Origin of the sequence: Gulosibacter sediminis, assembly GCF_023370115.1 — a bacterium.
GTDB lineage: Bacteria > Actinomycetota > Actinomycetes > Actinomycetales > Microbacteriaceae > Gulosibacter > Gulosibacter sediminis_A.
On sequence record NZ_CP097160.1, the window covers coordinates 1,825,440 to 1,850,026 of the forward strand.

The 24,587-nt window shown below is 69.3% G+C and carries 19 protein-coding genes; 8 read left to right on the plus strand and 11 right to left on the minus strand.

Going from position 1 to position 24,587, the window contains the following annotated elements:
- Nucleotide 1 precedes the first annotated feature (1 nt).
- The 3 genes from M3M28_RS08460 to M3M28_RS08470 all read right to left on the minus strand — a co-directional run bounded on the left by M3M28_RS08460 (nucleotide 2) and on the right by M3M28_RS08470 (nucleotide 3,234).
- Nucleotides 2-1,168: a glutathione-independent formaldehyde dehydrogenase gene (locus M3M28_RS08460; RefSeq protein ID WP_249386040.1), complete on the minus strand. Its 1,167-nt coding sequence runs from the start codon at nucleotides 1,166-1,168 to the stop codon at nucleotides 2-4.
- A 164-nt stretch (nucleotides 1,169-1,332) separates the two neighbouring features.
- Complete coding sequence (holA, locus tag M3M28_RS08465; protein ID WP_249386041.1) at nucleotides 1,333-2,349, minus strand: DNA polymerase III subunit delta; 1,017 nt, start codon at nucleotides 2,347-2,349, stop codon at nucleotides 1,333-1,335.
- 129 nt (nucleotides 2,350-2,478) lie between these two features.
- Nucleotides 2,479-3,234 (minus strand): IclR family transcriptional regulator, encoded by a 756-nt coding sequence (locus M3M28_RS08470; RefSeq protein ID WP_249386042.1) that lies wholly within the window; start codon nucleotides 3,232-3,234, stop codon nucleotides 2,479-2,481.
- Between the two features lie 103 nt (nucleotides 3,235-3,337).
- Here M3M28_RS08470 and M3M28_RS08475 point away from each other — a divergent pair, with 103 nt between their 5' ends.
- From M3M28_RS08475 to M3M28_RS08490, 4 genes are all read left to right on the plus strand, one after another.
- Nucleotides 3,338-4,804: a GntP family permease gene (locus M3M28_RS08475; RefSeq protein WP_249386043.1), complete on the plus strand. Its 1,467-nt coding sequence runs from the start codon at nucleotides 3,338-3,340 to the stop codon at nucleotides 4,802-4,804.
- 22 nt (nucleotides 4,805-4,826) lie between these two features.
- Nucleotides 4,827-6,044, plus strand: a complete 1,218-nt coding sequence (locus M3M28_RS08480; RefSeq protein ID WP_249386044.1) for a CaiB/BaiF CoA transferase family protein — start codon at nucleotides 4,827-4,829, stop codon at nucleotides 6,042-6,044.
- A complete protein-coding gene (locus M3M28_RS08485; protein WP_249386045.1) occupies nucleotides 6,041-6,949 on the plus strand; it encodes a beta/alpha barrel domain-containing protein in 909 nt (302 codons plus the stop codon). The genes M3M28_RS08480 and M3M28_RS08485 overlap by 4 nt, the downstream gene beginning before the upstream one ends.
- Before the next feature lie 124 nt (nucleotides 6,950-7,073).
- Nucleotides 7,074-8,387: an NAD(P)/FAD-dependent oxidoreductase gene (locus M3M28_RS08490; RefSeq protein WP_249386046.1), complete on the plus strand. Its 1,314-nt coding sequence runs from the start codon at nucleotides 7,074-7,076 to the stop codon at nucleotides 8,385-8,387.
- Between the two features lie 183 nt (nucleotides 8,388-8,570).
- Here M3M28_RS08490 and M3M28_RS08495 read toward each other — a convergent pair whose 3' ends face one another.
- Nucleotides 8,571-10,151: an amidohydrolase gene (locus M3M28_RS08495; protein ID WP_249386047.1), complete on the minus strand. Its 1,581-nt coding sequence runs from the start codon at nucleotides 10,149-10,151 to the stop codon at nucleotides 8,571-8,573.
- Nucleotides 10,152-10,254: 103 nt separating this feature from the next.
- Here M3M28_RS08495 and M3M28_RS08500 point away from each other — a divergent pair, with 103 nt between their 5' ends.
- On the plus strand, nucleotides 10,255-10,785 hold the full coding sequence (locus tag M3M28_RS08500; protein WP_459076725.1) for a PadR family transcriptional regulator: 531 nt from the start codon (nucleotides 10,255-10,257) through the stop codon (nucleotides 10,783-10,785).
- Complete coding sequence (locus tag M3M28_RS08505; RefSeq protein WP_249386049.1) at nucleotides 10,782-11,567, plus strand: alpha/beta fold hydrolase; 786 nt, start codon at nucleotides 10,782-10,784, stop codon at nucleotides 11,565-11,567. The genes M3M28_RS08500 and M3M28_RS08505 overlap by 4 nt, the downstream gene beginning before the upstream one ends.
- On the opposite strand, the gene M3M28_RS08510 is transcribed toward M3M28_RS08505, so the two are convergent.
- The 6 genes from M3M28_RS08510 to M3M28_RS08535 all read right to left on the minus strand — a co-directional run bounded on the left by M3M28_RS08510 (nucleotide 11,503) and on the right by M3M28_RS08535 (nucleotide 20,224).
- Nucleotides 11,503-13,878: a ComEC/Rec2 family competence protein gene (locus tag M3M28_RS08510; protein WP_249386050.1), complete on the minus strand. Its 2,376-nt coding sequence runs from the start codon at nucleotides 13,876-13,878 to the stop codon at nucleotides 11,503-11,505. The two genes, M3M28_RS08505 and M3M28_RS08510, sit on opposite strands and share 65 nt — an antisense overlap.
- Nucleotides 13,875-14,753: a helix-hairpin-helix domain-containing protein gene (locus tag M3M28_RS08515; protein ID WP_249386051.1), complete on the minus strand. Its 879-nt coding sequence runs from the start codon at nucleotides 14,751-14,753 to the stop codon at nucleotides 13,875-13,877. Before M3M28_RS08515 ends, M3M28_RS08510 begins: the two co-directional genes overlap by 4 nt.
- 114 nt (nucleotides 14,754-14,867) lie before the next feature.
- On the minus strand, nucleotides 14,868-15,980 hold the full coding sequence (locus tag M3M28_RS08520; RefSeq protein WP_249386052.1) for a substrate-binding domain-containing protein: 1,113 nt from the start codon (nucleotides 15,978-15,980) through the stop codon (nucleotides 14,868-14,870).
- 73 nt (nucleotides 15,981-16,053) lie between these two features.
- Nucleotides 16,054-17,424 carry a multiple monosaccharide ABC transporter permease gene (gene mmsB / locus M3M28_RS08525; RefSeq protein ID WP_431193839.1) on the minus strand — a complete coding sequence of 457 codons (1,371 nt, stop codon included), beginning with the start codon at nucleotides 17,422-17,424 and terminating at the stop codon, nucleotides 16,054-16,056.
- Nucleotides 17,421-18,938: a sugar ABC transporter ATP-binding protein gene (locus M3M28_RS08530; RefSeq protein WP_249388032.1), complete on the minus strand. Its 1,518-nt coding sequence runs from the start codon at nucleotides 18,936-18,938 to the stop codon at nucleotides 17,421-17,423. Before M3M28_RS08530 ends, mmsB begins: the two co-directional genes overlap by 4 nt.
- Before the next feature lie 98 nt (nucleotides 18,939-19,036).
- A complete protein-coding gene (locus M3M28_RS08535; RefSeq protein WP_249386053.1) occupies nucleotides 19,037-20,224 on the minus strand; it encodes an ROK family transcriptional regulator in 1,188 nt (395 codons plus the stop codon).
- Nucleotides 20,225-20,357: 133 nt separating this feature from the next.
- On the opposite strand from M3M28_RS08535, the gene M3M28_RS08540 reads away from it, so the two are divergent.
- Together M3M28_RS08540 and M3M28_RS08545 are read left to right on the plus strand one after the other, a co-directional pair.
- Complete coding sequence (locus M3M28_RS08540; RefSeq protein WP_249386054.1) at nucleotides 20,358-21,302, plus strand: ROK family protein; 945 nt, start codon at nucleotides 20,358-20,360, stop codon at nucleotides 21,300-21,302.
- A 280-nt stretch (nucleotides 21,303-21,582) separates the two neighbouring features.
- On the plus strand, nucleotides 21,583-21,951 hold the full coding sequence (locus tag M3M28_RS08545) for a hypothetical protein (protein ID WP_249386055.1): 369 nt from the start codon (nucleotides 21,583-21,585) through the stop codon (nucleotides 21,949-21,951).
- A gap of 123 nt (nucleotides 21,952-22,074) precedes the next feature.
- Here the strand turns inward: M3M28_RS08545 and leuS are convergent, their stop codons facing one another.
- On the minus strand, nucleotides 22,075-24,585 hold the full coding sequence (gene leuS, locus M3M28_RS08550; RefSeq protein WP_249386056.1) for a leucine--tRNA ligase: 2,511 nt from the start codon (nucleotides 24,583-24,585) through the stop codon (nucleotides 22,075-22,077).
- Nucleotides 24,586-24,587 lie beyond the last annotated feature (2 nt).

Genomic DNA, 24,587 nt, shown 5'->3' on the forward strand with positions numbered 1-24,587 from the left:
ATCAGCTCACCTTCTTTTCGGTCGACATGCCGGGCTTGATGAGGACCTTCGTCCACCCCTGAGACCTGGCGTCGAAGTTCTTATAGGCATCGGCCGCCTGGTCCAGCGAGATCTCGTGGGAGACGATCCACGACGGCTTCGCCTTGCCAGCCGCGATCAAGTCCCGCAGTTGACGGTTGTACCGCTTGACCGGGGCCTGGCCGCTTCCCATGGTCTGCCCCTTGAACCAATGGGTGCCGAAGTCGATGGCCGCCTTTCCCTGCTTGGCCAATTCGTCCTTGGCCGACGGGTCCTGGGGGATGAACACGCCAACGGTGCCGATCCCGCCGGTGAAGCGGACCGAATTGATAAGCATGTTCAGCGTTGCGGCGGTGTCCTCGTTGCCCTGGGGGTCGTGGGCCTGGTAGCCCACGCATTCGCAGCCACGGTCAGCTCCGAGCCCCATCGTCTCGTCGAGAACGGCTTGGACGGGGTCGACCTTGGAGTCGTCGATAGCAATCGCGCCAATCTCCTCGGCCAGCGCAAGCCGGTCAGGGTGGCGATCGACCACCATCACCTTTGCAGCGCCCTTGATCATCGCGGACAGGGCGGCCATCAGCCCGACCGGACCCGCACCAACGATCACCACACTGTCGCCGGGGACCACGCCAGCCATCTCGGTGGCGTGATAACCGGTGGGGAAGATGTCGGAGAGCATGACATAGTCGTTCTCCCGCTCCTGCGCATCCTCGCCCAGGCGCAGCGCGTTGTGATCACCGAACGGCACACGCAGCAACTCCGCTTGACCACCGCCATAGGAACCCATGTCGGCGAACCCATAAGCCGCTCCGGCGAATGATGGTTCGGGCTGGGTGGTGAGACAGTAGTTGGTCAACCCGCGTTCGCAGTTCTTACAGAATCCGCACGAGATGTTGAACGGGAGCACAACTCGATCGCCGACCTTGACCTTCTCGACGCCATTGCCGACCTCAACGACCTCCCCCATGTTCTCGTGACCGAACGTGCGGCCTTCCTCGAACGAGGTTCGCCCCTCATACATGTGGAGGTCCGACCCGCAAATGTTCGTCGTCGTGATGCGGACCAGCACATCGGTGGGCCGCTCGATCTTCGCGTCCGGGACGTCCTTCGTGCTGACCTGACGCGGTCCTTCGTAGACAACTGCTTTCATGACTACTCCGATTCGTTGATACTTCTCGATAGTCTTCCGGCGAGGCCTGCATAACGCTGGCCCGCCGTTTGCGATTGAAGACCCCGACGATCCACATGTCATCGAAGTTGCCTGAGGAGACGTTGGGGCGAGCCTCGGCCTCGGGTGCCCCAGCGGGCGCGCGACTAGAGGTCGCGGGTCGCGATGCGGCGCACGAGGCGCTCGACCGCAAACTCAGCGTCGCGCGAGCCGCCTTTCACCATGAAGTCCGTTTCGGCGGTGAGGCGAATCGCGCGCCCGAGCTCGGGATCGCTCCAGCCACGCAGCTCACGCCGCGCCTGCCCAACCTGCCAGGGGGCCGCGCCGACCTGCCCGGCGAGCTGCGCATCCGAGCCGCCAAGGCCCGACACTTTCGCCATCATGCGCAGCTTCATCGCGATCGCCGAGACGATCGGCACCGGGTTGAGCCCCGTGTCGAAGCCGGCACGCACGAGCATCAGGGCGTCGGCGAGGCGCCCGGCGATCGTCGAGTCGGCGATCTTGAAGCCCGTGGTTTCGACGCGACCGCCGTAATAGCGGTTGACGATCTCGGCGGTGATGTCGGTGTCGGGCGCAATGCTCATGAGCTGCCGCGCGGCCGCTGCGAGCTCCTCGAGGCTCGTGTTGAACGCAGCGATGAGCGCCTGCGCGGCGTCGTTGTCGACGCGCCGCTGCTGCATGCGGAACTCGTCGCGGAGGAAGCCGAAGAGGTCGTTCGCCTTGAGCGGCTGACACGAGACCTCGATCGCGAACTCGCTCGCGCGCACCGCATCCAACAGCTTCTTACCGCGATTGCCCGACTTGTGACGCAGTACGAGGGTCGTGTCGTCGACGGGTGCGGCGACGAAGCTGAGCGCTTCTTCGATGAAGCCCTCGACGGCCTCGTGCACCTGGTCGACGACGACAAGGCGCGGCTCGTTGAACAGCGACGGGGTCACTACGGTGCTCAGGTCGCCCGGCACGTACTCTTTCGCGTTGAACTCGTGCACCTCGAGCGACGGATCCTCGGTGCGCAGGTGGGTGCGGAGCAGCGAGGTCGCCTCCCTCGCGAAGAAGTCCTCGGCGCCGCTGACGAGCACGATGGGTGAGGGGCGCACCTCGCGCCACGGAACGAGCGTCGCCTTCTGCGACTTCGTCTTCGCCGCGCCTTTTCGCTGTGCCATCGCGCTCCTTCTGCCGACTGCCCATGGTAGTCGGCACGCGCTGGCCGCGGCCCCGCTGTCCACACGCTCGGCGACGCGGCGCGCGGCCGCACCCCGCGCATCCTCTGCTTGGGCGGATGCGGGCCGCGGCTACGGCGCGCGGCCGGCCATCGACTGGGTGAGGCGGTCGGCAGCGAGGACGACCGGGTCAACGAGTTCGGCGAGGCGACCCGCGTCGAGCCGCAGCGTGGGACCCATGATGCCGAGCGCACCCACGAGCGTCGCGTTGCGGTCAAACACGGGCGCCGCGATGCCGCTCGCGCCCTCAACCCGCTCCCCCGTGGTGATCGCGACGCCCTGCGCGCGAGTTTCATCGACGACGCGGCGCAGCGCATCCGGGTCGATGATCGTCTCGCTCGTCAATGCCTCGAGCGGATGCGCGAGCACCTCGTCGAGCAGGCCCGGCGTCCACGCGAGCAGCACGCGCGCGCTTGAGCCGACGTGCAGCGGCATGATGCGGCCGAGCCGCATCTCGCGGCGCAGGCCGTGCCGGGTCTCGACGACGCCGATGCAGACGCGCGACAGGCCCTCGGCCCGAAAGAACACGGCGGTCTCTTCGGTCTCGTCGCGCAGCGCGGTGAGCGCGGGCGCGAGCAGGTCGACGATGTCGAGGCGACGCACGGCCGGGCCTGCCCAGTACGCCATGCGCGAGCCGATCGAGTAGCGGTCGCCGTCCCGGTCAAGAAAGCCGTTCGTGACGAGGTTGCCGAGCAGGCGGTGCGCCGTCGAATTCGGGATGCCCGTCGCGCGACGAATGTCTGCGGCGGTGAGCGCATCGTTGCGCAATGAAAAGGCGTCGAGGATCGCGGTGATCTTCTCGAGCACCAACAGCGGTGCTTCCTGCATGCCACCAGCCTAGCCAGCGCGCACCCGAAGTTTCCACATGGCGGGAATCGCTCTACGATGTGAGACGTCCCGAATCTGCTACCTCAACGGAGAGGTCTCCCCCATGCCCGAATGGTCCATCTTTGCGGTGGTCGGCGTCGCCATCGTCGGCGTCGTGCTGCTCATCGTGCGTTTCCATGTCAACCCCGTCATCGCCCTCGCGATCGGCGCGGCCGCCATCGGCCTCGGCGGCGGGCTCGGCGCGACCGGCACCGTCGAAACCATGGCGACCGGCTTCGGCGAAACGATGGCCGAGGCGGGCCTCCTCATCGCCTGGGGCGTGCTCATCGGTTCGATGCTCAACCGCCTCGGCGCCGTGTCGCGACTCGTCGAAACGCTGCTGCGCATCTTCGGGCCGAAGGGCGTGCCGTATGCGATCGCCGCATCCTTCGCCACGTACCTGCAGACGATCTTCGTCGACGTCATGATCGTCATCGCCGCGCCCCTCGCCCGCCGCATCGCGCCGCGCCTCGGCAAGGTCGGCGTCGGCATCATGAGCACCGTTTTCGCGGTGAGCCTCGAGACCGGCATCGCGCTCATGGTGCCGGGCATCGGCGCCGTGATGATCGCGGCCGCGCTCGGCATCCCGATCGGCCAGATGATGCTCTGGGGCTTCGTCGTGGTCGTGCCGACCGTGCTCATCACGACGTTCATCATGACGATCGTCATGAAGGCCGGCTTCTGGAACCCCGAGAAGGACGAGCTCGCGATGATCGACGACGAGACCGTCGTCGAAGAGGTCGCGCACGAGCACGCGCGCTCGGTCGCCGGCGCCACCCGCGCGGTGCCCGTCGCCCGCGGCCGCGACACCGTCGACTACGCCGCCGACACCACGACCGGCATCGACGTCGACGAGCTCGACCCCGAGCTCGCCGACCGCTCGCGCACGATGCCGCTGCTCGCCCAGTTCGGCCCGCTCATCTTCTCGCTGCTGCTTATCGCGACCGGTGCAATCCTCGACATCCTCGAGGTCGAGATCCCGGCCATCCAGTTCCTCGGGGCGCCCGAGATCGCCCTGCTGCTCGGCGTCATCGGCACCGCGCTCATCTGTCGCTGGGCCCTGCCGAAGGACGAGCTCGAGCGCACCCTCGTGCACGGCTTCAAGGATGCGGGCCAGATCTTCGCGCTCACCGGTGTCGGTGGCGCGCTCGCTGGCGTCATCGCGGCGACCCCGCTCGGGGACCTGCTCACCGGCTACTTCGGCGCGAGCGCCTTCGCGCCCATCCTGCTCGTCTGGGTGATCGCCGCGATCCTCCACGTCGCGGTCGGCTCGGTGACCCTCTCGGCGATGACCGCCGCGGGCATCCTCGCGCCCGTCGCCGTGCAGCTCGGCATCAACCCCGTGCTCATCGGCCTCGCGGCCGGCGCCGGCGCGCTGTTCCTCGTGCACGTCACCTCGAACACGTTCTGGCTGCTGCAGTCGTTCCTCGGCCAGTCGGTGCGCGGCGCGCTGAAGAGCGTCACGGTCGGCGTCTCGGTGTCGTCGGTCGTCGCGCTGTGCTGCGTCCTCGTGCTCTCCGTCTTCCTCTAATCGTCGCGAAGGAGTCCCGGCCATGACCGACACATCCCTACCGCTGAGCGGCTTCAAGGTGCTTGAACTCGGCAACTACATCGCAGCGCCCACGACCGGCAAGATCCTCGCCGATTTCGGCGCCGACGTCGTCAAGGTCGAGCGCCCGCGCACCGGCGACGAGCTGCGCCGCTGGCGCCTCGAAGCCGGCGACACGTCGATGCTCTACCGCACCATCAACCGCGGCAAGCGCTCGATCGAGCTCGATCTGCGTTCGCCGCACGGGCGGGATGCGGTGCTCGGGCTCGCGCGCGAGGCCGACGTGCTCGTCGAGAACTTCCGCCCCGGCACGCTCGAGAAGTGGGGCATGTCGCCCGCCGCGCTCGCCGAGGCGAACCCGGGGCTCGTGATCGTGCGCATCTCGGCGTTCGGCCAGACCGGCCCGATGTCGCCCCAGCCCGGCTTCGCGGCCGTTGCCGAGGCCTACGGCGGGATGCGCGAGATGATCGGCGACCCCGACCGCCCGCCGGCACGCACCGGCTTTTCGATCGGCGACACCGTCGCGGGCATCTACGCCGCGTTCGGCGCCGTGATGCGGCTGCTCGAGCGCGAGCAGGGTCGCCCCGCGAGCGCCGGGCGGCTCGTCGATGTCGGCCTCAATGAGGCGGTGCTCTCGCTCACCGAGTCGCTCGTCGCCGACTGGTCGGCCTACGGCACGCGCCGTCAACGCACCGGCGGGCGCATGGAGGGCATCGCGCCCTCGAACGCGTACCTCTGCCGCGACGGCAAGTCGATCGTCATCGCCGGGAACGGCGACGGCATCTTCAAGCGCTACATGGAGGTCATCGAGCGGCCCGATCTCGGCGACGACCCGACGCTCGCCTCGAACGAGGGCCGCTGGGCGCGCCGCGACGAACTCGACGCCGCGATCGGCGTGTGGACCGGCCAGCGCACCGCGGCCGAGGCCCTGCGCATCCTCGACGAGGTCGGCGTGCCCGCGGGCCCGATCTCGACGGCCGAGGACGTCGCCGTCGACCCGCAGTTCGCGGCGCGCGACATGATTCAGCGCTTTGATATTCACGACGGCGCCGCACTGCGCGAGGGCGTCGCGATGCCCGGCATCGTGCCGGTGCTCGGCGAGCGCTCGCTGCCGGTATCGCATCCGGGGCCCGATCTCGGCGCGCACACGAGCGAGGTGCTCGAGGCGTGGCTCGGCTGGGATGCGGCGCAGCGTGCCGCACTTGAGGAGGAAATTCGATGACCCCGACGATTCGTGACGTGACCCTGCGCGACGGCCTGCAGCTCACGGGCAAGCCGCTGCCGACCGAGCGGAAGGTCGCCCTCGTGCGCGAGCTGCTCGCGCTCGGCGTCGAGGAGCTCGAGATCGGTTCGATGGCGCGGCCTGACCTCGTACCCGCCGTCGCCGACACGCTCGACGTCGTGGCGCAGCTCACGCCCGAGGAGCTCTCGCGCTGCTGGATCTGGCTGGCCACGCCCCGCCACGTCGAGCGCGCCCGCGCGGCCGGCGCGACGCGCTTTCAGTACTGTTTCAGCGCGTCCGATTCGCACAACCGCGCGAACATCGGCCGCGACACCGAGACCTCGCTCGCGGCGATGCCGGAGGCGATTGCCGCTGCCGGCCCCGACGGCCAGGTGCAGCTCTGCATCGCGACGTCGTTCACGTGCCCGTTCGAAGGCGTCGTGCCGATCGAGCGGCTCGAGTGGATTCTCGGCGACCCGCGCACCGAGGGCGCGAGCCACGTCGTGATCGCCGACACGCTCGGTCAGGCCGACCCCGCCGAGGTGCGGCGACGCGTTGCGCTCGCGGTCGAACGGCGCGGACTGCCCGTAGTGTTCCACGGGCACGACACGTGGGGGCTCGGGGTCGCGAACGCGCTCGCCGCGGTCGAGGCGGGCGCGGTGACGCTGGATGGGGCGCTCGGCGGCCTCGGCGGCTGCCCGTTCGCGCCCGGCGCGTCGGGCAACACCGCGACTGAGGACCTCGCGTTCGGTCTGCGGCCTTCGTGGGCGACGCCCGAGTCGTTTGCGACGCTCGTCGGGCTCGGGCAGGAGATCACGTCGACCCTCGGCGAGGGCGACCGCGCGCGGGTGCTCGGCGGCGCGCTCAGCGAGAAGGCACAAGCCTTCCCCTGGACGCTCCGCTAGCCGCGGCATCGCGCCCAGGGTGTCTCGGGCGCGCGTGCCTAGGATGCGCAGGAGCGGGGCCGCTCGTTCGGCACCGCCGCCGGCGCGTTGGGCGCTGGCGTGACGGAATCGCCAGAGGAGCGTCATGACTGAGCAGAACACCACCTCCGCCTCCGAGCTCGATGCGACGGCGATCGGCGTCCACACCGACGAGGTCGCCGAGCGCTACGACCACGTCATCGTCGGCGCGGGCATGGCGGGCGCTTCGGCGATTGCGGGCATCCGCGCCGAGTCCGTCGACGCGACGATCGGTATGTTCGGCGCCGACATTTCGGCGCCCATCTATCGGCCCGACCTCTCGAAGACGCTCTGGGTTGACGCCGACGCGACGATCGAGGCGTCGCTCATGATCTCGGGCGCCGAGGGCTCGGAATCGGCGCCGGACTCGAGCACGCGCATCCACCTCGGCATTGAGGTCGAGGCGATCCACCCGGATGCGCACGAGATCGAGCTCGCCGATGGCCGCCGCGTCGGCTTCGGCACGCTGCTGCTCGCGACGGGCGCCGAGCCGCGCGCCGTCGCGGGCGTTGAGCCCGGCCCGCGAGTGATCGAGTACCGCACCGTGAGCGACTACCGCCGGTTGCGCGAGCTCGCGGCGCCGGGCGCGCACATCGTCGTGGTCGGCGGCGGCTTCGTCGGCAGCGAGGTCGCGGCCGTGCTCTCGGTGAACGAGGTGCGCGTCACCCTCGTCGCGAGCGCGGTGCCGGTGCTCACGCACCGGTTGCCGGCCGCGCTCGCCGAGGCGATCACCACCGAGTATGGAAAGCACGACGCCGAGGTCGTCGCCGGGCGGCTCAAGGGCGTGACCGCGACGGACGACGGCGTGACCGTCACCCTCGAGGACGGCACCGAGCTCTCGGCCGATGCCGTCGTGGTCGGTGTTGGCGTGACCCCGCGCACGGCGCTCGCCGAGGCGGCCGGGCTCACGGTGCGCGACGGCATCGTCGTCGACGAGCAGCTGCGCGCATCCGCGGCCGACGTCTTCGCGGCCGGCGACGTCGCCCGCTATCCCGATGCCCGCCTCGGCGAGCGCCGGGTCGAGCACGCGAACGCTGCCGAGACCCAGGGTAAGCTCGCCGGCCGCAACATGGCGGGCGCGGACAAGCCGTACCGCACCACGCCGTTCTTCTGGTCGGACATGTACGACTACGGCTACGAGGCCGTCGGTGAGCTCGACACGCGCCACACCGTGGTCGAGGACTACGCGACCGGCGACGACGGCGCCCCCGACTACACGACCGGCGTGGTCTACTACGTCGACGACGCAGGCCACGTGCGCGGCGTGTTGCTCTGGAACGTCTGGGACTCAGTGCAGCTCGCCCGCGAGCTCGTCGAGCGCACCGCATCCGAGCCCGTAGCTGACCCGGCAACGCTGCGCGGCGCGATCCCGCTGCCGTAGCCAGCCGCCGCGCGCCTGGCCATAGGTGTTGCGTTTGGGCCCATTATTCGCTCGAAACGGGCAGGCTTTAGGTCTAAACGCAACACCTATGGCTGAGGGATGCGCGGGGCGGGGACGGCGCGGGGCGGCGCGCGGCACGGGCCAGCGTCAGCGTCAGCGTCAGCGTCAGCGTCAGCGTCAGCGTCAGCGGCGGAAGGCGACCTCGCCGGCGACAATGGTCGCCTCGACCTGGGTGGTCCAGAGCGTCGACGGGTCGCTATCGAACGGGTCGGCGTCGACCGCGATGAAGTCGCAGAACTTGCCCACCTCGAGCGTGCCGGTCTCGTGCTCGAGTCCGGCGGCGGATGCGCTGCCAAGCGAGTGCGCGCGCAGCGCCTCGCGCACCGAGATGCGCTCCTCGGGCTCACGGCCACCGGCGGGCTCACCGTCGCGACGCTGCCGCGTCACCGCGGCGTGGATCGCGAAGAACGGATTCGCGGGCTCGACCGGCGCATCCGAGCCGAACGCGAGCGTCACGCCGCGGTCGAGCAGGCTGCGCCACGGGTAATGCTGCGTCGCCCGCCCGCCGAGCAGCTGCACGCTGAGCGGATAGTCGGTGGTGCAGTGCGTCGGTTGCATCGACGCGACCACCCCGAGCGCAGCGATGCGGTCGACGTCGCGCGGCTTGAGGTGCTGCGCGTGCTCGAGCCGCAGTCGCAGGCCGGCGGCTCGCGCCGCATCCGCGACCTCCTCGAACACGTCGAGCACGCGCGTGTTCGCGCGGTCGCCGATCGCGTGCACCGCGACGGCGATGCCGGCGTCGACCGCGCGCCGGGTCAGCGCACGCAGCTCGGTGTCGTCGGTCACGGCGATGCCGGCGTTGCCGGGTTCGCCCTCGAAGTCCTCGTGCAGGTGGGCGGTGTGTGGGCCGAGCGCGCCGTCCGAGAACAGCTTCACTGCGCCGCGGGTGAGCCATTCGTCGCCGTCGTAGCTGCGCCAGCCGTCGGCGATCGCGCCCTCGAGTTCCTCGTCGCGGAGCATCTTGTGCACGCGGATGCGCAGGCGCCCCTCGCGCTGCAGCTGCAGGTAGGCGTCGCCCACCTCGAGATCGTCGATGTCGGTGAGGTGCACGAGGCCCAGCGCGAGCAGCTCATCCTGTTGCTCGTCGAGGAGGTCGGCGAGTTGCTCGGGCGTCGCGCCCGTGACGTGTTCGCCGACAAGGTCGGCCGCGCCCTCGAGCAGCAGGCCGGTCGCGCGGCCCGTGCCGTCGCGCACGATGCGGCCGCCGTCGGGATCGTCCGTGGCCTCGGTCACGCCGGCGAGCTCGAGCGCGGCGGTGTTCGCCCACGCAGCGTGGCCGTCGATCGTGCTGAGCAGTACTGGCCGCGCGCCGAAGATGGTGTCGAGGTCGCGGCGGTCGGGGGCGCCGTCGGTCCACGGGTTCGCGTTCCACGCGCCGCCGATCACCCACGCGTCGCCCGGATGCTCGTCCGCCCACTCGCGCAGCAGCTCGAGGGTCTCGGCGTACGACTCGGTGTCGCGTAGGTCGGGGCCGAGCCGTTCCAGCACGCGCGCGCCCGAGTGGATGTGCGCGTCGTGGAACGCGGGCAGGACCGCCGCGCCCGGCAGCTCGACGAGCTCGGCGTTGGGCCCCGCGAACTCGCGCGCCGCATCCGCCTCGCCGACGAACACGATGCGGCCGTCGCGGGCAACGATCGCCCCGTCGATGGGCGCCTCGGCGGCCAGGGTGTGAATGTGCGGATGGCGGAACAGCGTTGTGGTCATGGGCGCCTCACTTTCTCGCGTCTCAGGCTAGCCGGGCGGCTCGCTTTCCTGAGAATTCGATTTATAGGTGCATTGTCCTATAGATGCGCAGTAGGCTATGAGCGTGGAACTTCAGCACGCGATTCTCGGACTCCTCTCACTCCGACCGATGAGCGGGTACGACCTCGGCCGCGCCTTCGCAGGCTCGGTCGCGCACTTCTGGCACGCCGACCAGTCGCAGATCTACCGCACCCTCGGCCGCCTCGACAAGGCGGGCCTCATCGACACCACGCTCATCCCCCAGACCGGCAAGCCCGACCGCAAGGAACACACGATCACCGACGCCGGCCGCGACGAGCTCGAGCGCTGGCTGCGCAGCCCGCTCGAGACCGAGCAGGCGAAGGAGCCGTTCCTCGCACGCCTCTTCTTCGCCGCGCCCCTTGGCGCACAGGCGGTGCTCGCCCTCCTCGACGAACGCCGCGCGCAGGCCGAAGACCTCATCGCGAGCCTGCGCGCGATCCCCACCCACGGCGACGACCTCGCCGCCCGACTCCGCACCGCCACCCTCCGCAACGGCATCGCCCAGGCGGAGGCCGAACTCACCTGGCTCAACGAACTCACCATCGAACTCACGAACGACGGGACCAGCGCATGACGGACACGACCGAACTCACCACCTTCCCGCTCGAACACGGCACGCCCGCCGGCGAAACCATCGTGCTGCTGCACGGCGGCAACGTCGGGGCCTGGATGTGGCAGCCGCAGGTCGAGCGCCTGCCCGACCGCCACCTACTCACCCCAGACCTGCCCGGCTACTGCGCCCGCGCGGGCGAGCCGTGGCGCGGCCTCGCGGGCAGCGCCGACGACATCGCCGACCTGATCCGCGCCCGCGCCGTCGACGGCCGCGCGCACGTCGTCGGGCTCTCGCTCGGCGGCTTCGTGGCCACGCAGCTCGCGTGGCGCCACCCCGAGCTCGTCCGCTCGATCACGATCACCGGCTCGGCACTCGACGGCTACTCGTGGCTCGAGCGCACGCTGATCAAGCCCCAGCTGCCCCTGTGGCGCAAGCGCTGGTACTGGGCCGCGCAGGCGCGCTTCTTCGGCATCTTGAAGACCGAGCAAGAGGCCTTCGTCGACGTCGCGACCGCGCCGACCGCCGACACGAACGCGCGGATGTTTGCCGAGGTCACGGCCGGTGCCCTGCCGCCGACGCCGACCCCGTTCACGGGCCCGTTCCTCGCCGCGAGCGGCAGCCGCGAGACCGGCTCGATTCGCCGCGCGTTCGGCCCGCTGCGCGCCGTGGTGCCGCAGCTGCAGACCTGGGTTGTCCCGGGCATGCACCACCCGTGGAACCAGCAGGACCCGGAACTGTTCACCCGCATGGTCCTCGGCATCGCGGATACGGGGGTGTGGCGCGGCGAGCCGTCCACGCGCTGACCGCCCCGTCGACCTCGAACACCGCGATCGAGCCCGACTCGTCGGTGCGCAGCCACGGGATGCCCGCCGCGCGCAGCAGCGACAGCGCCGCGTCGGTCGGGTGCCCGTAGCCGTTGTCGGCGCCGACCGAGATAAGTGCGAGCCGCGCCCCGGTGCGCTCGTAGAGCTCGGCGAGCTGATCGCTCGAGCCGTGATGCGACATCTTCACAACGTCGACCGGCACCAGGTCGAGGTCGAGCTGCGCCTGCGCCTCCTCGCCGAGATCCCCAAGAAAGAGGATGCGCAGGCACGAAACGCGGCAGCTCGCGGCCGGGTCGACCCGCACCGTGAGGCTCGAATCGTTGCCCTCGAGGGTCGACGGCGCTCCCCCGTCGCCCCGGCGCGGGCCGAGTGCCGTGACCACAACATCCCCGAGCGCGAGCGTGTCGCCGGCCCCGACGAAGCGCACGGGGATGCCGGCGGCGTCGAGCCGCGCCGTGAGCGACTCGCCCCGTGCCTCCTCGGTGTCGGGCAGCCACACCTCGCTGACGGGTACCGAGAGCTCGCCCGCGGCGCCGACGTGGTCGCGGTCGAAGTGACTCACGAGCAGCACGTCGAGCCGCGCGACCCCGAACTCGTCGAGGCAGGCCGCGAGCGCGGCAGGGTCGTCGCCCGTGTCGACGAGCGCGGTCGCGTCGCCCGCGCGCAGCAGCAGCGCGTCGCCCTGCCCGATGTCGCAGGCGACGAGCCGCCACGCCTCCGGGAGGTCGCGCAGGCGCACGGCGAGGCGCCCGACCGTGCCCGCGACGACCACGAGCAGCGCCACGACGAGCACGACCGACGTCACCCGCTGCAACCGCCGCCACCGCACACCCCGACCCCGCCGCACGACGATGACGATGCCGACGCAGGTGCAGATAAAGGAGAGCGCTCCCACCCCGCCACCGAGCCACGGCACCGACGCCGCGGGCAGCACCGTCACGGTCTCGGCGATGAGTCCAATCCACTGCGCCGGCAGCCAGCTCACCCACGCGAGCGCGACACCGAGCGGCGGCAGCGCGAGCCCGACGAGGCAGGCGATGAGCCCGACGATCGTGGCGAGCGGCGCCGCCGGGGCCGCGAGCAGGTTCGCGACGACGCCGTAGAGCGGCAGGCTCGGCTCGAGTAGCAGCAGGATGGGCTGGCACGCGAGCTGCGCAACGAGCGGCACCGCGATGAGCAGCGAGATCGGCGGCGGCAGCCAGCGCGAGAGCCACCCGGCGAGTGGGCCCGTGCCGAGCAGCAGCCCCGCGGTCGCCGCGGTCGAGAGGGCGAAGCCGTAGTCGTGGCTCAGCCACGGGTCGGCGGCGAGCAGCACGAGCACCGCGAGCGCGAGCACCGGCACCCCGGCGATCGGCCGGGCGAGCGCATCCAAGGCGATGACGATGAGCGCCATCGCGCTTGCGCGAATCACCGAGCCCTGCGGCGTCACGAGCAGCACGAACCCCGCGAGGCCCGCGCTCGCGACGGCGGCGCGCACCGCCCGCGACCAGCCGACGAGCCGCCCGATGCCGATGAGCGCGGCGACAATGATGGCGATGTTCGAGCCGCTCACCGCGGTCAAGTGGCTGAGTGAGCTCACCTTCATCGCGGTGTCGAGGTCGTCATCGACGAGCGATTCGTCGCCGACCGCGAGGCCGGGTACGAGCATCGCGCCCGGCGCCGGGAGCGCGCCGGCGATCTCGACGAAGCGCTCGCGCACGCCGTTCGAGAGCTGGAGCACCGGATGCGGCACACCTGTCACCTCGACCTCGCCGCGCCCGAACGCGAGCGCCACGACATCGTCGCCGTCCTCGGCCGCGACGAGCTTCGCGTCGAGCCGCAGCCCCGTGCCGATCGGCTGCGCGTCGAGCTCGGGCGGCGTGAACAGCAGCAGCGGCGCACCGTCGAGTGAAGTCGCGCTCGCCGAGTAAAAGTTGCCACGCACCCCCTCGCGCGGCGGGCTCGTCGTCACGACCTCGAGGGTGAGCGACGCGTCGCGCTCGAGCGCCTCCGCGAGCTCCGCCGGGATGCGCCCGGCCGCCGTCACCGCCGCGAGCCCGGCCGTCAGCACGCCCGCGATCGCCGCGAGCGCGAGCGTCGCGCCGAGTCCGCGCCAGCGCATCCCGCCCCGCCAGGCCCACCCGAGTGCCGCCGCCGAAACCACCGCGAGCCCGAGCGCGATCGGCCACGCGGCGCCCGACCACTGCGTCGCGCACCACGCCGCGAGCCAGCCGACCGCGGCCGGCGCAAGCAGGCGGTAGTCGGGCGGCGCCGGAGCATCCCGCGCCGGAGCCTCGCTCGCGGCGCTCATACGGTGACGAGCTCCTTCAAGCCGTCGAAGGTCGCGTCGCCGATGCCCGCGACATCCTTGAGCTGGTCGATGCTCGTGAAGCCACCGTGCTGCTCGCGATAGTCGATGATGCGCTGCGACATCGCCGGGCCGATGCGCGGCAGCGTCTCGAGCTCGGTCGCGCTCGCGGTGTTGAGGTTGATGAGGCCGCCCGAGCTGCCACTGCCGCCGCCACTCACCGAACCGCCGCCACCGTCCGAGCTTCCGGCGGGCGGCGCCTCGCCGGGCTCGGGCACGTAGATCTGTTCGCCGTCGACGAGCGGGCGTGCGAAGTTAAGCTGCTCGGCGTCGGCCGCGTCGGTGACGCCACCCGCGGCCTCGATCGCGTCGATCACGCGGTCGCCGGCCGCGAGTTCGTAGACGCCGGGCGCGTTGACGGCGCCGGCGACGTGCACGAGCACGGTGCCCGCCTCGGATGCGCCGGGCTCGGCCACGACGCCGGGCTCGCCACTGCCCGTGGCCGCGGGCGTCGCCGCGTCGCCGAGCTCATCGAGGGCGGGGATCGCGTTCGCCCGCGGCTGCAGCGCGATCGCGAGCACGACGATCGCACAGACCACGAGCGCGAGCACGACGACGGCGCCGAGGCCGAGCTTCCACCGCGGCCGCTGGGGCGCGGCAAAGAGTTGGTCGAGCTCGTTGTCGGTGAGGAGCGGGGAGGGTTTGTCCAGCCGCTCGGCGCGCTCTTCGGCCGCCTCCCGCTCGACGGGCTCCTCCGCCTCCGCATACGCATCTTCGGGCGGCTCCCCCGGCGGCGCGAACTCCTCGAGCCCGGCCCAGGGCACGCGGAGCCATTCGTCGTCGGGAACCGGGGCTGCGGAAGGAGATTTGGGGCGCACGCGCGGCAGGCTAGCCAGCGCATCCGGCCCCCGACCGCCAACGAAGCAGCGCCTGTGGAAACTCGCGTTTCCACAGGCGCTGCGGGAGTCAGTCGGCTAAGCCAAGGCTGAAGATTAGCCCTCGGTGAGCGGTGCCAGGTTCGGGTCGTCGGCGTACACCTCGGCGGCGTTGTCCTTCGTCACGATGACCGGGTCAAGCAGAACGGACGGCACCTCGGTGCTGCCGTTGTCCATCGGCTCGGTCGTGGGGGTCTCGCCCTGCTGGAGCTGCTGGATGAGCTCGATCGTGTCGGCCACGAGCTTGCGCGTGTCCTTGCTGATCGTCGAGTACTGCTGGCCAGCCATGATCGACTTCACCGACTCAACCTCCGAGTCCTGACCGGTCACAACCGGGGTCTCGAGGCCGGCGTCGCTCGCCGAGGCGAGGATCGCGCGAGCGAGGGTGTCATTCGGCGACAGCACACCGTGCAGCTCGGTGCCGTCCGAGTAGTTCTGCTGGATCAGGTTGTCCATGCGCTCCTGCGCGTTCTCAGCCAGCCAGTCCTGCGTCGCCGTCTGCGCGATCTCGGTCTGACCCGACACCACGTTGAGCGTGCCGTCGTCGATGAGCGGCTGGAGCACGCTCATCGCGCCCTCGAAGAACACCGGGGCGTTCGAGTCATCGGGCGAACCCGAGAACAACTCGATGTTGTACGAATCCTGCTCGCCGAAGCGCTCCTTCATGCCGTCAATCAGAGCCTGGCCCTGCAGCTCGCCAACCTTGTAGTTGTCGAAGGCGATGTAGTAGTCGACGTTCGGGGTGTCCTGAATCAGGCGGTCGTAGGCGATGACGGTGATGCCAGCGTCCTTCGCGGCCTGCAGCTGCGAACCGAGCTGCGAGGTGTCAGCGGCACCGATGACGATCACCTGCGCGCCGTTCTGAATCATCGTCTCGATCTGCGCCTGCTGGTCCTGCACGGCCGAGGCCGAGCCAGCGTACTGGACGTCGTCGGTGAAGCCAGCCTCCTGCAGCCCGTCGACGAACAGGTCACCGGCAAGCACCCAGTTCTCACTGGTCTTGTCGGGCAGCGCCACACCGATGCGGGCATCTGCGTCGATGGCCGCGGCGGGTGCGTCGGTCGAGTCGCCCGATGAGGCCGGGTCGCCACCACGGCCTGTGCTGCAGCCGGCGAGCAGCAAGCCCGCCACCGCTGCCAGCGCGACGGCGCCAAACAGTTTCTTCTTCATGGGGTTTTCCTTCTTCTCAGGGTGTCCAACCTCGACTGTCGTTGTCGAGGATGTGCGGGATGGAGTTGTTGAGTTAGGTGGTGGACTTCGGGTCGGATGCGGCAACTGAGTCGGATTTGGCGGCGAGCGGGTCGGTCGGGTCGGCCGGTTGTGCCTCGCCCGTGGTCGCCTCGAGCTCGACGGCCGCCTGTTTCGCCTTCATCTTCGCCATCATCGTGCCGATGATCGACGGGCCGCCGGCGCGCTTGTTCATGACGTCAATACCGACGGCGACGAGCAGCACGAGGCCCTTGATGATCTGCATGCGGTCGGTCGAGACACCGATGAGCTGCAGGCCGTTGTTGAGCACGGCCATGACGAGACCACCAATGACCGAGCCCATCACGGTACCGACACCACCGGCGACCGCGGCGCCACCGATGAACACACCGGCGATGGCGTCGAGCTCCCAGCCCGTGCCGTCGGCGGGGCCGGCCGCGCCAGCGCGGGCTGCCCAGAGCATCCCGGCAATACCGGCGAGCGTCGACATGTTCATCATGACGAAGAAGTCGGTGCGGCGGTCGTTCACGCCCGACAGCTGCGCGGCGCGGCGGTTACCGCCCACTGCGTAGATGTGGCGGCCGGTGCGGGTGCGCGAGGTGATGAACGCGTAGAACATGATCAGCACGGCGAGGATGATGCCCGAGATCGGGAAGCTCGTGCCGAGGCGGCCGGAGGCGAACAGCAGGGTCGCGTAGATCACGATCGCGACGAGGATCGCCGTGCGGGTGATCGTCACCCAGCTCGGTTCGAGCACCGCCTCCATGTTCTTGCGCTTCGCGCGGTTACGCACCTGGCTGTAGATGATCGCCGCGATGATGATCGCGCCGAGCAGCAGCGTGAGGTTGTTGAAGCCGGTGTAGGGGCCAACCTCGGGCATGAAGCCGTAGAGCGCCTGCTTGAACTCGTCGGGCACGGCCACCGTCTGTGCCTGGCCGACCCACTGCTGCGCGCCACGCCAGATGAGCATGCCCGCGAGCGTCACGATGAACGCGGGGACGCCGACGTAGGCCACCCAGAAGCCCTGGAACGCACCGATCGCGGCGCCGAGGAGGATGCCGAGCAGGATGCCGCCCCACCAGGGCAGGCCCCAGTCGCGCATCGATGTCGCGACCACGATGCCGACGAACGCGGCGACCGAGCCGACCGACAGGTCGATGTGGCCGGCGATGATCACCATCACCATGCCGACTGAGAGCAGCAGGATGAACGAGTAGGCCTGCACCAGGTTGATCGCGTTGCCCGGCGAGAGCGTCGTACCGCCAGTCCAGACCTGGAAGATGAGGATGATCGCGACGAGCGCGAAGAGGATGCCGAGCTTCTTCAGCGATCCCCGCTGGCCGAAGATCTGCCAGACGTCGCCGAATCGGAATCCGCGCTTTTCGGTCGAGTTGTCGGCCATCATGCCGGGGTGCCTTTCTTTACTGGTGCCATGTGGCGCATGAGCTCTTCTTGGTCGACGCCATTCGCGTCGAGTTCGCTCGTGATTTCGCCCTCAAAAATCGTGTAGATGCGGTCGGCCATGCCGATGAGTTCGGGCAGCTCGGACGAGATGAGCACGATCCCCTTGCCCGAGTCGGCGAGGCGGCGAATGATCTGGTAGATCTCGGCCTTCGCTCCGACGTCGATACCGCGGGTGGGCTCATCAAGGATGAGCAGCTCGGGCTCGGTGAACATCCACTTCGCGAGCACGACCTTCTGCTGATTGCCACCCGAGAGCGTGTCGACGCCGACCTCGACCGACGGGGCGCGCATCCGCAGCTCTTGCCGGTACTGCTCGGCGTACTTCGCCTCGGCGAGGTCGTCGACGACCTGGCCGCGCGCGATGCGTGAGAGCTTCGCGCTCACGACCGAGGTCTTGATCGGGTCGAGCAGGTTGAGGCCGAGCGACTTGCGGTCCTCGCTCACGTAGGCGATACCCGCGCTGATCGCCTCCTTGACGGTGCGCAGTTTCACGGGCTTGCCGTGCATGAACGCCTCGCCCTCGAGCTTGTTGCCGTAGGCCTGGCCGAAGATGCTCATCGCGAGCTCAGTGCGGCCGGCGCCCATGAGGCCCGCGAAGCCGACGACCTCGCCCGCCCGCACCGTGAAGTTCGACGACTTCGCGACGAGGCGCGTCGGGTCGACCGGATGCTGCACCGTCCAGTCGCGCACCTCGAACAGCACGTCGCCGATGGTGGGCTCGTGCTCGGGGAATCGATTGCCGAGCGTGCGGCCGACCATGCCGCGAATGATGCGGTCCTCGTCGATCGTGCCGTCGACGACGAGCGACTCGATGCTGTGACCGTCGCGGATGATCGTGATCGTGTCGGAGATCTGCTCGATCTCGCCAAGCTTGTGCGAGATCATGATCGACGTCATGCCGCCCGCCTTGAGCTCCTCGAGTAGCTCGAGCAGCGCCTGCGAGTCGTTGTCGTTGAGCGCCGCTGTGGGCTCGTCGAGGATGAGCAGCTTCACGTCCTTCTCGAGCGCCTTCGCGATCTCGACGAGTTGCTGCTTGCCGACACCGAGGTACTTGATCGGGGTGTCGGGGTCTTCGTCCAGCCCGACGCGGTGCAGCAGGTCGATGGTGCGGCGTCGCGCCGTGTCCCAGTCGATCGCGATGCCGCGGCGCAGCTCGTGGCCGAGGAAGATGTTCTCGGTGATCGACAGCTCGGGAATGAGCGCGAGCTCCTGGTGGATGATGACGATGCCGGCGGCCTCGCTCGCAGCGATGTTGTTGAATCGCCGCACCTCACCCTGGAAGACGATGTCGCCCGTGTAGGTGCCGGCCGGGTAGACGCCCGACAGCACCTTCATGAGCGTCGACTTGCCCGCGCCGTTCTCGCCGCAGATCGCGTGGATCTCGCCCTCGCGAACGCGGAGATTCACGTTCTCGAGCGCCTTGACACCTGGGAACTCCTTGGTGATATTCACCATTTCGAGCAGGTTCGCCTGACTCGTGGACACCGGCACCTCCTCGTGCAGTGTTAGGGATTTCTCGCAGCACGTCGGCGTGATGCGTTCAATGAAAAAACCTACGGCCGTGGTTTGTTGCTGTCAACTCCTGAATGCAAACTCGTGCCGTCGGATTGCACGAGGTAGGCCAGTTCGTCAGCGCGTTCGAACGCGATTGCTGCCGCGCCGCGCGCGCCGCCGCCCTCGCCGAGCGTCGAGAGCTCGACCCGAGTACGCTCGGCCACAGAGGGAATCGCAAACCGCGCGAAGCCATCGCGAATCGCCTCGATGAATACGTCGCCGGTCTCGCTGAGCGGCCCGCCGACGACGACGAGCCGGGGCCCGAGCAGGTTCACCGCTGACGCGATCGACTGGCCGAGCGCGGTGCCCGCATCCTGCAGCACACGCACCGTCGCGCGATGCCGTTCGTTCGCGAGCGTCACCAGCTCATCCCGCTTCACCTCACGGCCGAGCGCCTCGGTGAGGTGCTGCAGCACGACCGGCGTCGAGGCGACGGTTTCGAGGCAGCCGCGGTTGCCGCAGCGGCAGTGGCTGCCCGACGAGTCGACCGTCGAATGGCCGATCTCGCCCGCGATGCCGAAGCCGCCCGTGTAGAGCGAACCGCCGACGACGATGCCCGCGCCGATGCCGGTGCCGACCTTGACGAACATGTAGTCGCGTTCGTCGATCGCGGCGCCCCAGGTGCGCTCGGCAAGCGCGCCAGCATCGGCGTCGTTCGCGAATTGCACGGGCATGCCGAGGGCGCGTTCGACGTCGCTCGCGGTGCGCCCGAGCCACTCGGGCAGGATCGTGCCGTCGAGCACCTGGCCGCTCGCGCCGTCGATGGGGCCGGGGATCGCGACGACGATCGCGGCGACGTCATCATCGTCGCGCTCGTACTCGGCGAGGGATGCACTCAGCAGCTCGCGCACCCGGCGCAGCGACTCCTCGGCCGCGCTGCCGGAGGGCATCGACACCCGTCGTTCGGCGACGAGTTCGAGGCCCGGCGTCGCGAGCACGAGGCCGACGTGGCTGCGGCCGATATCGACCCCGACGGCAATGCGTCGGCTCGCGATGCGCGGCGTGACGAGGGTGGCTTTGCGACCCGACGAGACGGTGTCGCTCGTGTCGACCATCCCCCGTTCGCGCAGGGTGCGCACGATCGACGAGACGCTCGCGTTCGAGAGCTGCGTTCGCCGGGCAAGTTCGGATTGCGTGGCCGGGCCCGCACTGATGAGCTCGCGCAAGATGGCGCGCTCATTGCTCACCCGCAGGGCGGCGGTTGAACCTGGACGTCGATGGCCGGAACGCATGTGGCTATAGTGGTTCCTGCGGTCGTTGCTGTCAAGACATGAAAACAACTGGCCGAATTCACTCGAACTTCAAGGAAGAGGCTCGCGGATGTCATCGACTGCCCCGACCGAGCGCGGCAGTGTGCTCGCCATCGACATTGGCGGCACGAAAATCGAGGCGGGCATCGTCACCGCCGAGGGCACGCTGGTGCCTGACTCGCGCGCGCGCGTCGCGACCGGCGCGGCCGCGAACTCCCCCGAGGGCTTCGACTCAGCGCTGCGGGATGCCGTGGCCCAGGCGAGCGCGCACCCCGCGTTCGACGACGTGGTCGGCGTCGGCATCGGCTCGGCCGGGCCGCTCGACCTCGGCGCCGGCACCGTGAGCCCCATCAACTTGCCGGGCGTGCGGGCCTTCCCGGTCGTGCGCACCGCGCGCGAGGCGAGCGGCCTGCAGCGCGTAAGCCTGCGGCTCGACGGCACCTCACTCGGCCTCGCCGAGCTCTGGCAGGGCGCCGCGCAGGGTGTGCGCAACGCCGTGATCTTCGTCGTCTCGACCGGCATCGGCGGCTGCGTCGTTACTGACGGCCGCGTCGTCGCCGGCGCGAGCGGCAATGCCGGCCACCTCGGGCAGATGGTCGTCGACGTCGTCGATCCCGAGCATCCCGAGCGCGCGACGGTCGAGGGCCAGGCCTCAGGGATGCACGCGGTCGCCTGGGCGCGCGCGCACGGCTGGTCGGGCTCGACCGGTGAGGAGCTCGCCGCCGCGCACGCCGCGGGCGATGACACAGCCCTCGCCGCTGTCGAGCGGTCGGTGCAGGCGCTCGGGCGCGGCCTCGCGAGCTGCGCGAACCTGCTCAACAGCGAGCTCGCCGTCATGGGTGGCGGCTTCGCGCACGTGACCGAGGACTACCCGGCGCGCGTCGAGCGGGCCGCGCACACCGCATCCGTCAACGAGTTCGGCCGCGCGCTCCGCGTCGTGCGCGTGGGCCTCGGCGACGAGGCACCGCTCGTCGGCGCGGCCGCCCAGCTGCTCCACCCCGAGCTGCTCGCCTAGGCCTGCCTGCCGAAGTCTGCTCGCCGCCAGGGGCCCATCCCACCCCATCAATCCATAGGTGTTGCGTTTAGCCCCATTTCGCGGCTGATTTCGTCGAAACTTCGGCCTAAACGCAACATCTATGTGTGCAGCACCGCGGGCGGGCGCCGAGAGGGCAGCTCAGTTGTTCCTTCCTGAGCTGACTTCTCACGGATTCCGCAACCAGCCATGGACTCGGCCACAAAAAAAAGCTAGCGTCGACTCAGACCGCCGAAGCTGCCGCAAGTAGGAGTTCGACCGCATGTATTCAGACCAATCGTCACGCGGACTCCTCTCATCAATCGCAGCCGTCGGCGCGCTCACGCTGCTCGCTGGTTGCGCGTCATCGACGTCAATCAGCCAGGACGACTTCATCGAGGCTGCGGCTAACGCGGGGTATCGATGCACTGCGACGGTGCCAAATGACGAGCGGGTCACGACCATCACCACTTGCCGCAATGCCGACGACCAAGAGAGCCTATTCGTCGTGTTCGATTCCTCCGACGAGGTACAAGGCGGGGACCTCATGTTCTACCAGGACGGCGACGAGATTGTGTATGGCGACGACTGGATCGTCGTCGGCGACGACAAATCTGATGTCGATGCACTCGCCACAATCGTGAACGGTTAACGAAGCTCCACCGCCATAGGTGTTGCGTTTGGCCCCATTTCGCGGCTGATTTCGCCGAAACTTGGGGCTAAACGCAACACCTATGAGGTGGGACGTGGCGTCGTCGGCGCGACGCCACTGTGCCTACTTCGCGACGATGTTCACGAACTTCGGCGCCTTGACGATCACCTTGCGGATGGTCGCGTCGCCGATCGCGCGCTGGGCGCCCTTGGCGTCGCGCGCGAGCTGCTCGAGCTCCGCATCCGTAATGTCGGGTGACACCTCGAGCTTGTCGCGCAGCTTGCCATTGACCTGCACGATCGCGGTGACGGTGTCGGCCACGAGCAGTGACGGGTCGGCCTCAGGCCAGACGATGTGCGCGAGGGCACCGCCGCGGGTGTCGGCCGGGTGGCCGAGCCGCTCCCACATGTCGGAGGCGACGTAGGGCGCGAACAGGTCGAGCACGAGCGCGATTGCCTCGGCACCCTCGCGCACGGCAGGGTCGGCGGCGCCGGGGCCCTGGTCGATCGCCTTGCGGATCGTGTTCGTGAGCTCCATCAGGCGCGCGATAACGACGTTGTACTTGAAGCCCTCGCCGAGCTGGCGCACGTCGTCCCAGAAGCGGGCGACGGCGCGGCGCGTGTCGAGGTCGCCCTCGGCAAAGTCCACCCCGGCCCGCGAGGTGACCTCGCCCGAGATTCGCCAGGCGCGCGCGAGGAACTTGCCCGAACCGGCGAGCGACACGTCGGCCCAGTCGACGTCATCCTCGGGCGGCGAGGCAAACAGCATGGTCGTGCGCACCGCATCCACGCCGTGGCTGTTCAGCTCGTCGCCGAGCTTCACCGAGTTGCCCTTCGACTTCGACATCTTGGCGCCATTCATGATAACCATGCCCTGGTTGAGCAGCGCAGTGAAGGGCTCCTCGAACGGCACGATGCCGAGGTCGTAGAGCACCTTCGTGATGAATCGTGCGTAAAGCAGGTGGAGGATCGCGTGCTCGACGCCGCCGATGTACTGGTCGACCGGCGCCCACTTGCGCAGCTGCTCGGGGTCGAGGATCGCGTCGGCGTTGTTCGGCGACACGAAGCGCAGGAAGTACCACGACGAGTCGACGAAGGTGTCCATCGTGTCGGAGTCGCGCGTGGCCGCACGCCCGTCGGGCGTCGTCGTCTGTACCCAGCCCTCGGCGGCCGCGAGCGGCGACTTACCCTTCGGCTTGAGGTCGAGCCCCGCGCCGTCGGGCAGGCGCACCGGCAGCTGCTCGGCGGGCACCGGAATCTCGGTGCCGTCCTCGTCGTACATGATCGGGATTGGCGTGCCCCAGTAGCGCTGGCGCGAGATGAGCCAGTCGCGCAGACGGAAGTTCTTCGCAGCGCGGCCCGTGCCGCGCGTCCCGAGGATCTCGATGGCGCGGGCGATCGCCTCGACCTTGCGCAGGCCGTCGAGTTCGCCGGAGTTCACGAGTTCGCCGTCGCCCGCGAGGGCCTCGCCGCTCGCCTTGGGGTCGAGCTCATCCTCGGCCTCGTCGGGGCGCACGACAACGCGCACCGGCAGGTTGAATTCGCGCGCGAAGTCGAGGTCGCGCTGGTCGTGCGCCGGCACGGCCATGATCGCGCCGTGGCCGTAGTCGGCGAGCACATAGTCGCCCACCCAGATCGGCAGGCGTTCGCCGTTGAGCGGGTTGACGCCATAGCGCTCGATGAATAGGCCCGTCTTCGGGCGTTCGGCGTTCGCGCGGTCGATCGCGCTGAGCTTCTGCGTCGACTCGAGGTAGTCCTGGAACTTCATGCGCACCTCGGCGGAGGCACCCGCGACGAGCTCGGCCGCGAGGTCGCTGTCGGGCGCAACGACCATGAAGGTCGCACCGTAGAGCGTGTCGGGGCGCGTCGTGAACACCGTCACCGGCTCGCTGCGGCCCTCGATCTCAAACTCGACGTCGGCGCCCTCGGAGCGGCCGATCCAGTTGCGCTGCATGACGAGCACCTTGTGCGGCCAGTGACCCTCGAGCTGGTCGAGGTCGTCGAGCAGGCGGTCGGCGTACTCGGTGATGCGGAAGTACCACTGGTTGAGCTTCTTCTTCTCGACCACGGCGCCGCAGCGCTCACACGTGCCGTCGGCGAGCACCTGCTCGTTCGCGAGCACCGTCTGGTCGTTCGGGCACCAGTTCACCGCCGAGAACTTGCGGTACGCGAGGCCCTTTTCGTACATCTTGAGGAACAGCCACTGGTTCCAGCGGTAGTACTCCTCGTCGGAGGTGCGCAGCACGCGCGACCAGTCGAAGCTCACGCCGTAGCGCTGCATCGACTCGGCCTGCTGCGCGATGTTTTCGTAGGTCCAGTCGCGCGGGTCACCGCCGTTCTTGATCGCGGCGTTCTCGGCGGGCAGGCCGAACGAGTCCCAACCGACCGGGTGCAGCACGTTGAAGCCGCGGTGGCGCCAGTAGCGCGCGCAGGCGTCGCCGAGGGCGTACTGCTCGGCGTGGCCCATGTGCAGGTCGCCCGAGGGGTACGGGAACATGTCGAGCACGTACTTGCGGGGAAGCTCGGCGTCGGCGCGGTCCACGTCGAATAGGGCAAGGTCGTCCCAGATGGGTCGCCATTTTGCCTCGAGACGACGGAAGTCGTACTCGTCTTCGCGGGTCACCTCAGTGGTCACTG

Coding starts and splice junctions, on each gene's coding strand:
- M3M28_RS08460 (WP_249386040.1), bottom strand. CDS start 1,168: ATGAAAGCAGTTGTCTACGAAGGACCGCGTCAGGTCAGCACGAAGGAC.
- holA (WP_249386041.1), bottom strand. CDS start 2,349: ATGGCACAGCGAAAAGGCGCGGCGAAGACGAAGTCGCAGAAGGCGACG.
- M3M28_RS08470 (WP_249386042.1), bottom strand. CDS start 3,234: ATGCAGGAAGCACCGCTGTTGGTGCTCGAGAAGATCACCGCGATCCTC.
- M3M28_RS08475 (WP_249386043.1), top strand. CDS start 3,338: ATGCCCGAATGGTCCATCTTTGCGGTGGTCGGCGTCGCCATCGTCGGC.
- M3M28_RS08480 (WP_249386044.1), top strand. CDS start 4,827: ATGACCGACACATCCCTACCGCTGAGCGGCTTCAAGGTGCTTGAACTC.
- M3M28_RS08485 (WP_249386045.1), top strand. CDS start 6,041: ATGACCCCGACGATTCGTGACGTGACCCTGCGCGACGGCCTGCAGCTC.
- M3M28_RS08490 (WP_249386046.1), top strand. CDS start 7,074: ATGACTGAGCAGAACACCACCTCCGCCTCCGAGCTCGATGCGACGGCG.
- M3M28_RS08495 (WP_249386047.1), bottom strand. CDS start 10,151: ATGACCACAACGCTGTTCCGCCATCCGCACATTCACACCCTGGCCGCC.
- M3M28_RS08505 (WP_249386049.1), top strand. CDS start 10,782: ATGACGGACACGACCGAACTCACCACCTTCCCGCTCGAACACGGCACG.
- M3M28_RS08510 (WP_249386050.1), bottom strand. CDS start 13,878: ATGAGCGCCGCGAGCGAGGCTCCGGCGCGGGATGCTCCGGCGCCGCCC.
- M3M28_RS08520 (WP_249386052.1), bottom strand. CDS start 15,980: ATGAAGAAGAAACTGTTTGGCGCCGTCGCGCTGGCAGCGGTGGCGGGC.
- mmsB (WP_431193839.1), bottom strand. CDS start 17,424: ATGATGGCCGACAACTCGACCGAAAAGCGCGGATTCCGATTCGGCGAC.
- M3M28_RS08530 (WP_249388032.1), bottom strand. CDS start 18,938: ATGGTGAATATCACCAAGGAGTTCCCAGGTGTCAAGGCGCTCGAGAAC.
- M3M28_RS08540 (WP_249386054.1), top strand. CDS start 20,358: ATGTCATCGACTGCCCCGACCGAGCGCGGCAGTGTGCTCGCCATCGAC.
- M3M28_RS08545 (WP_249386055.1), top strand. CDS start 21,583: ATGTATTCAGACCAATCGTCACGCGGACTCCTCTCATCAATCGCAGCC.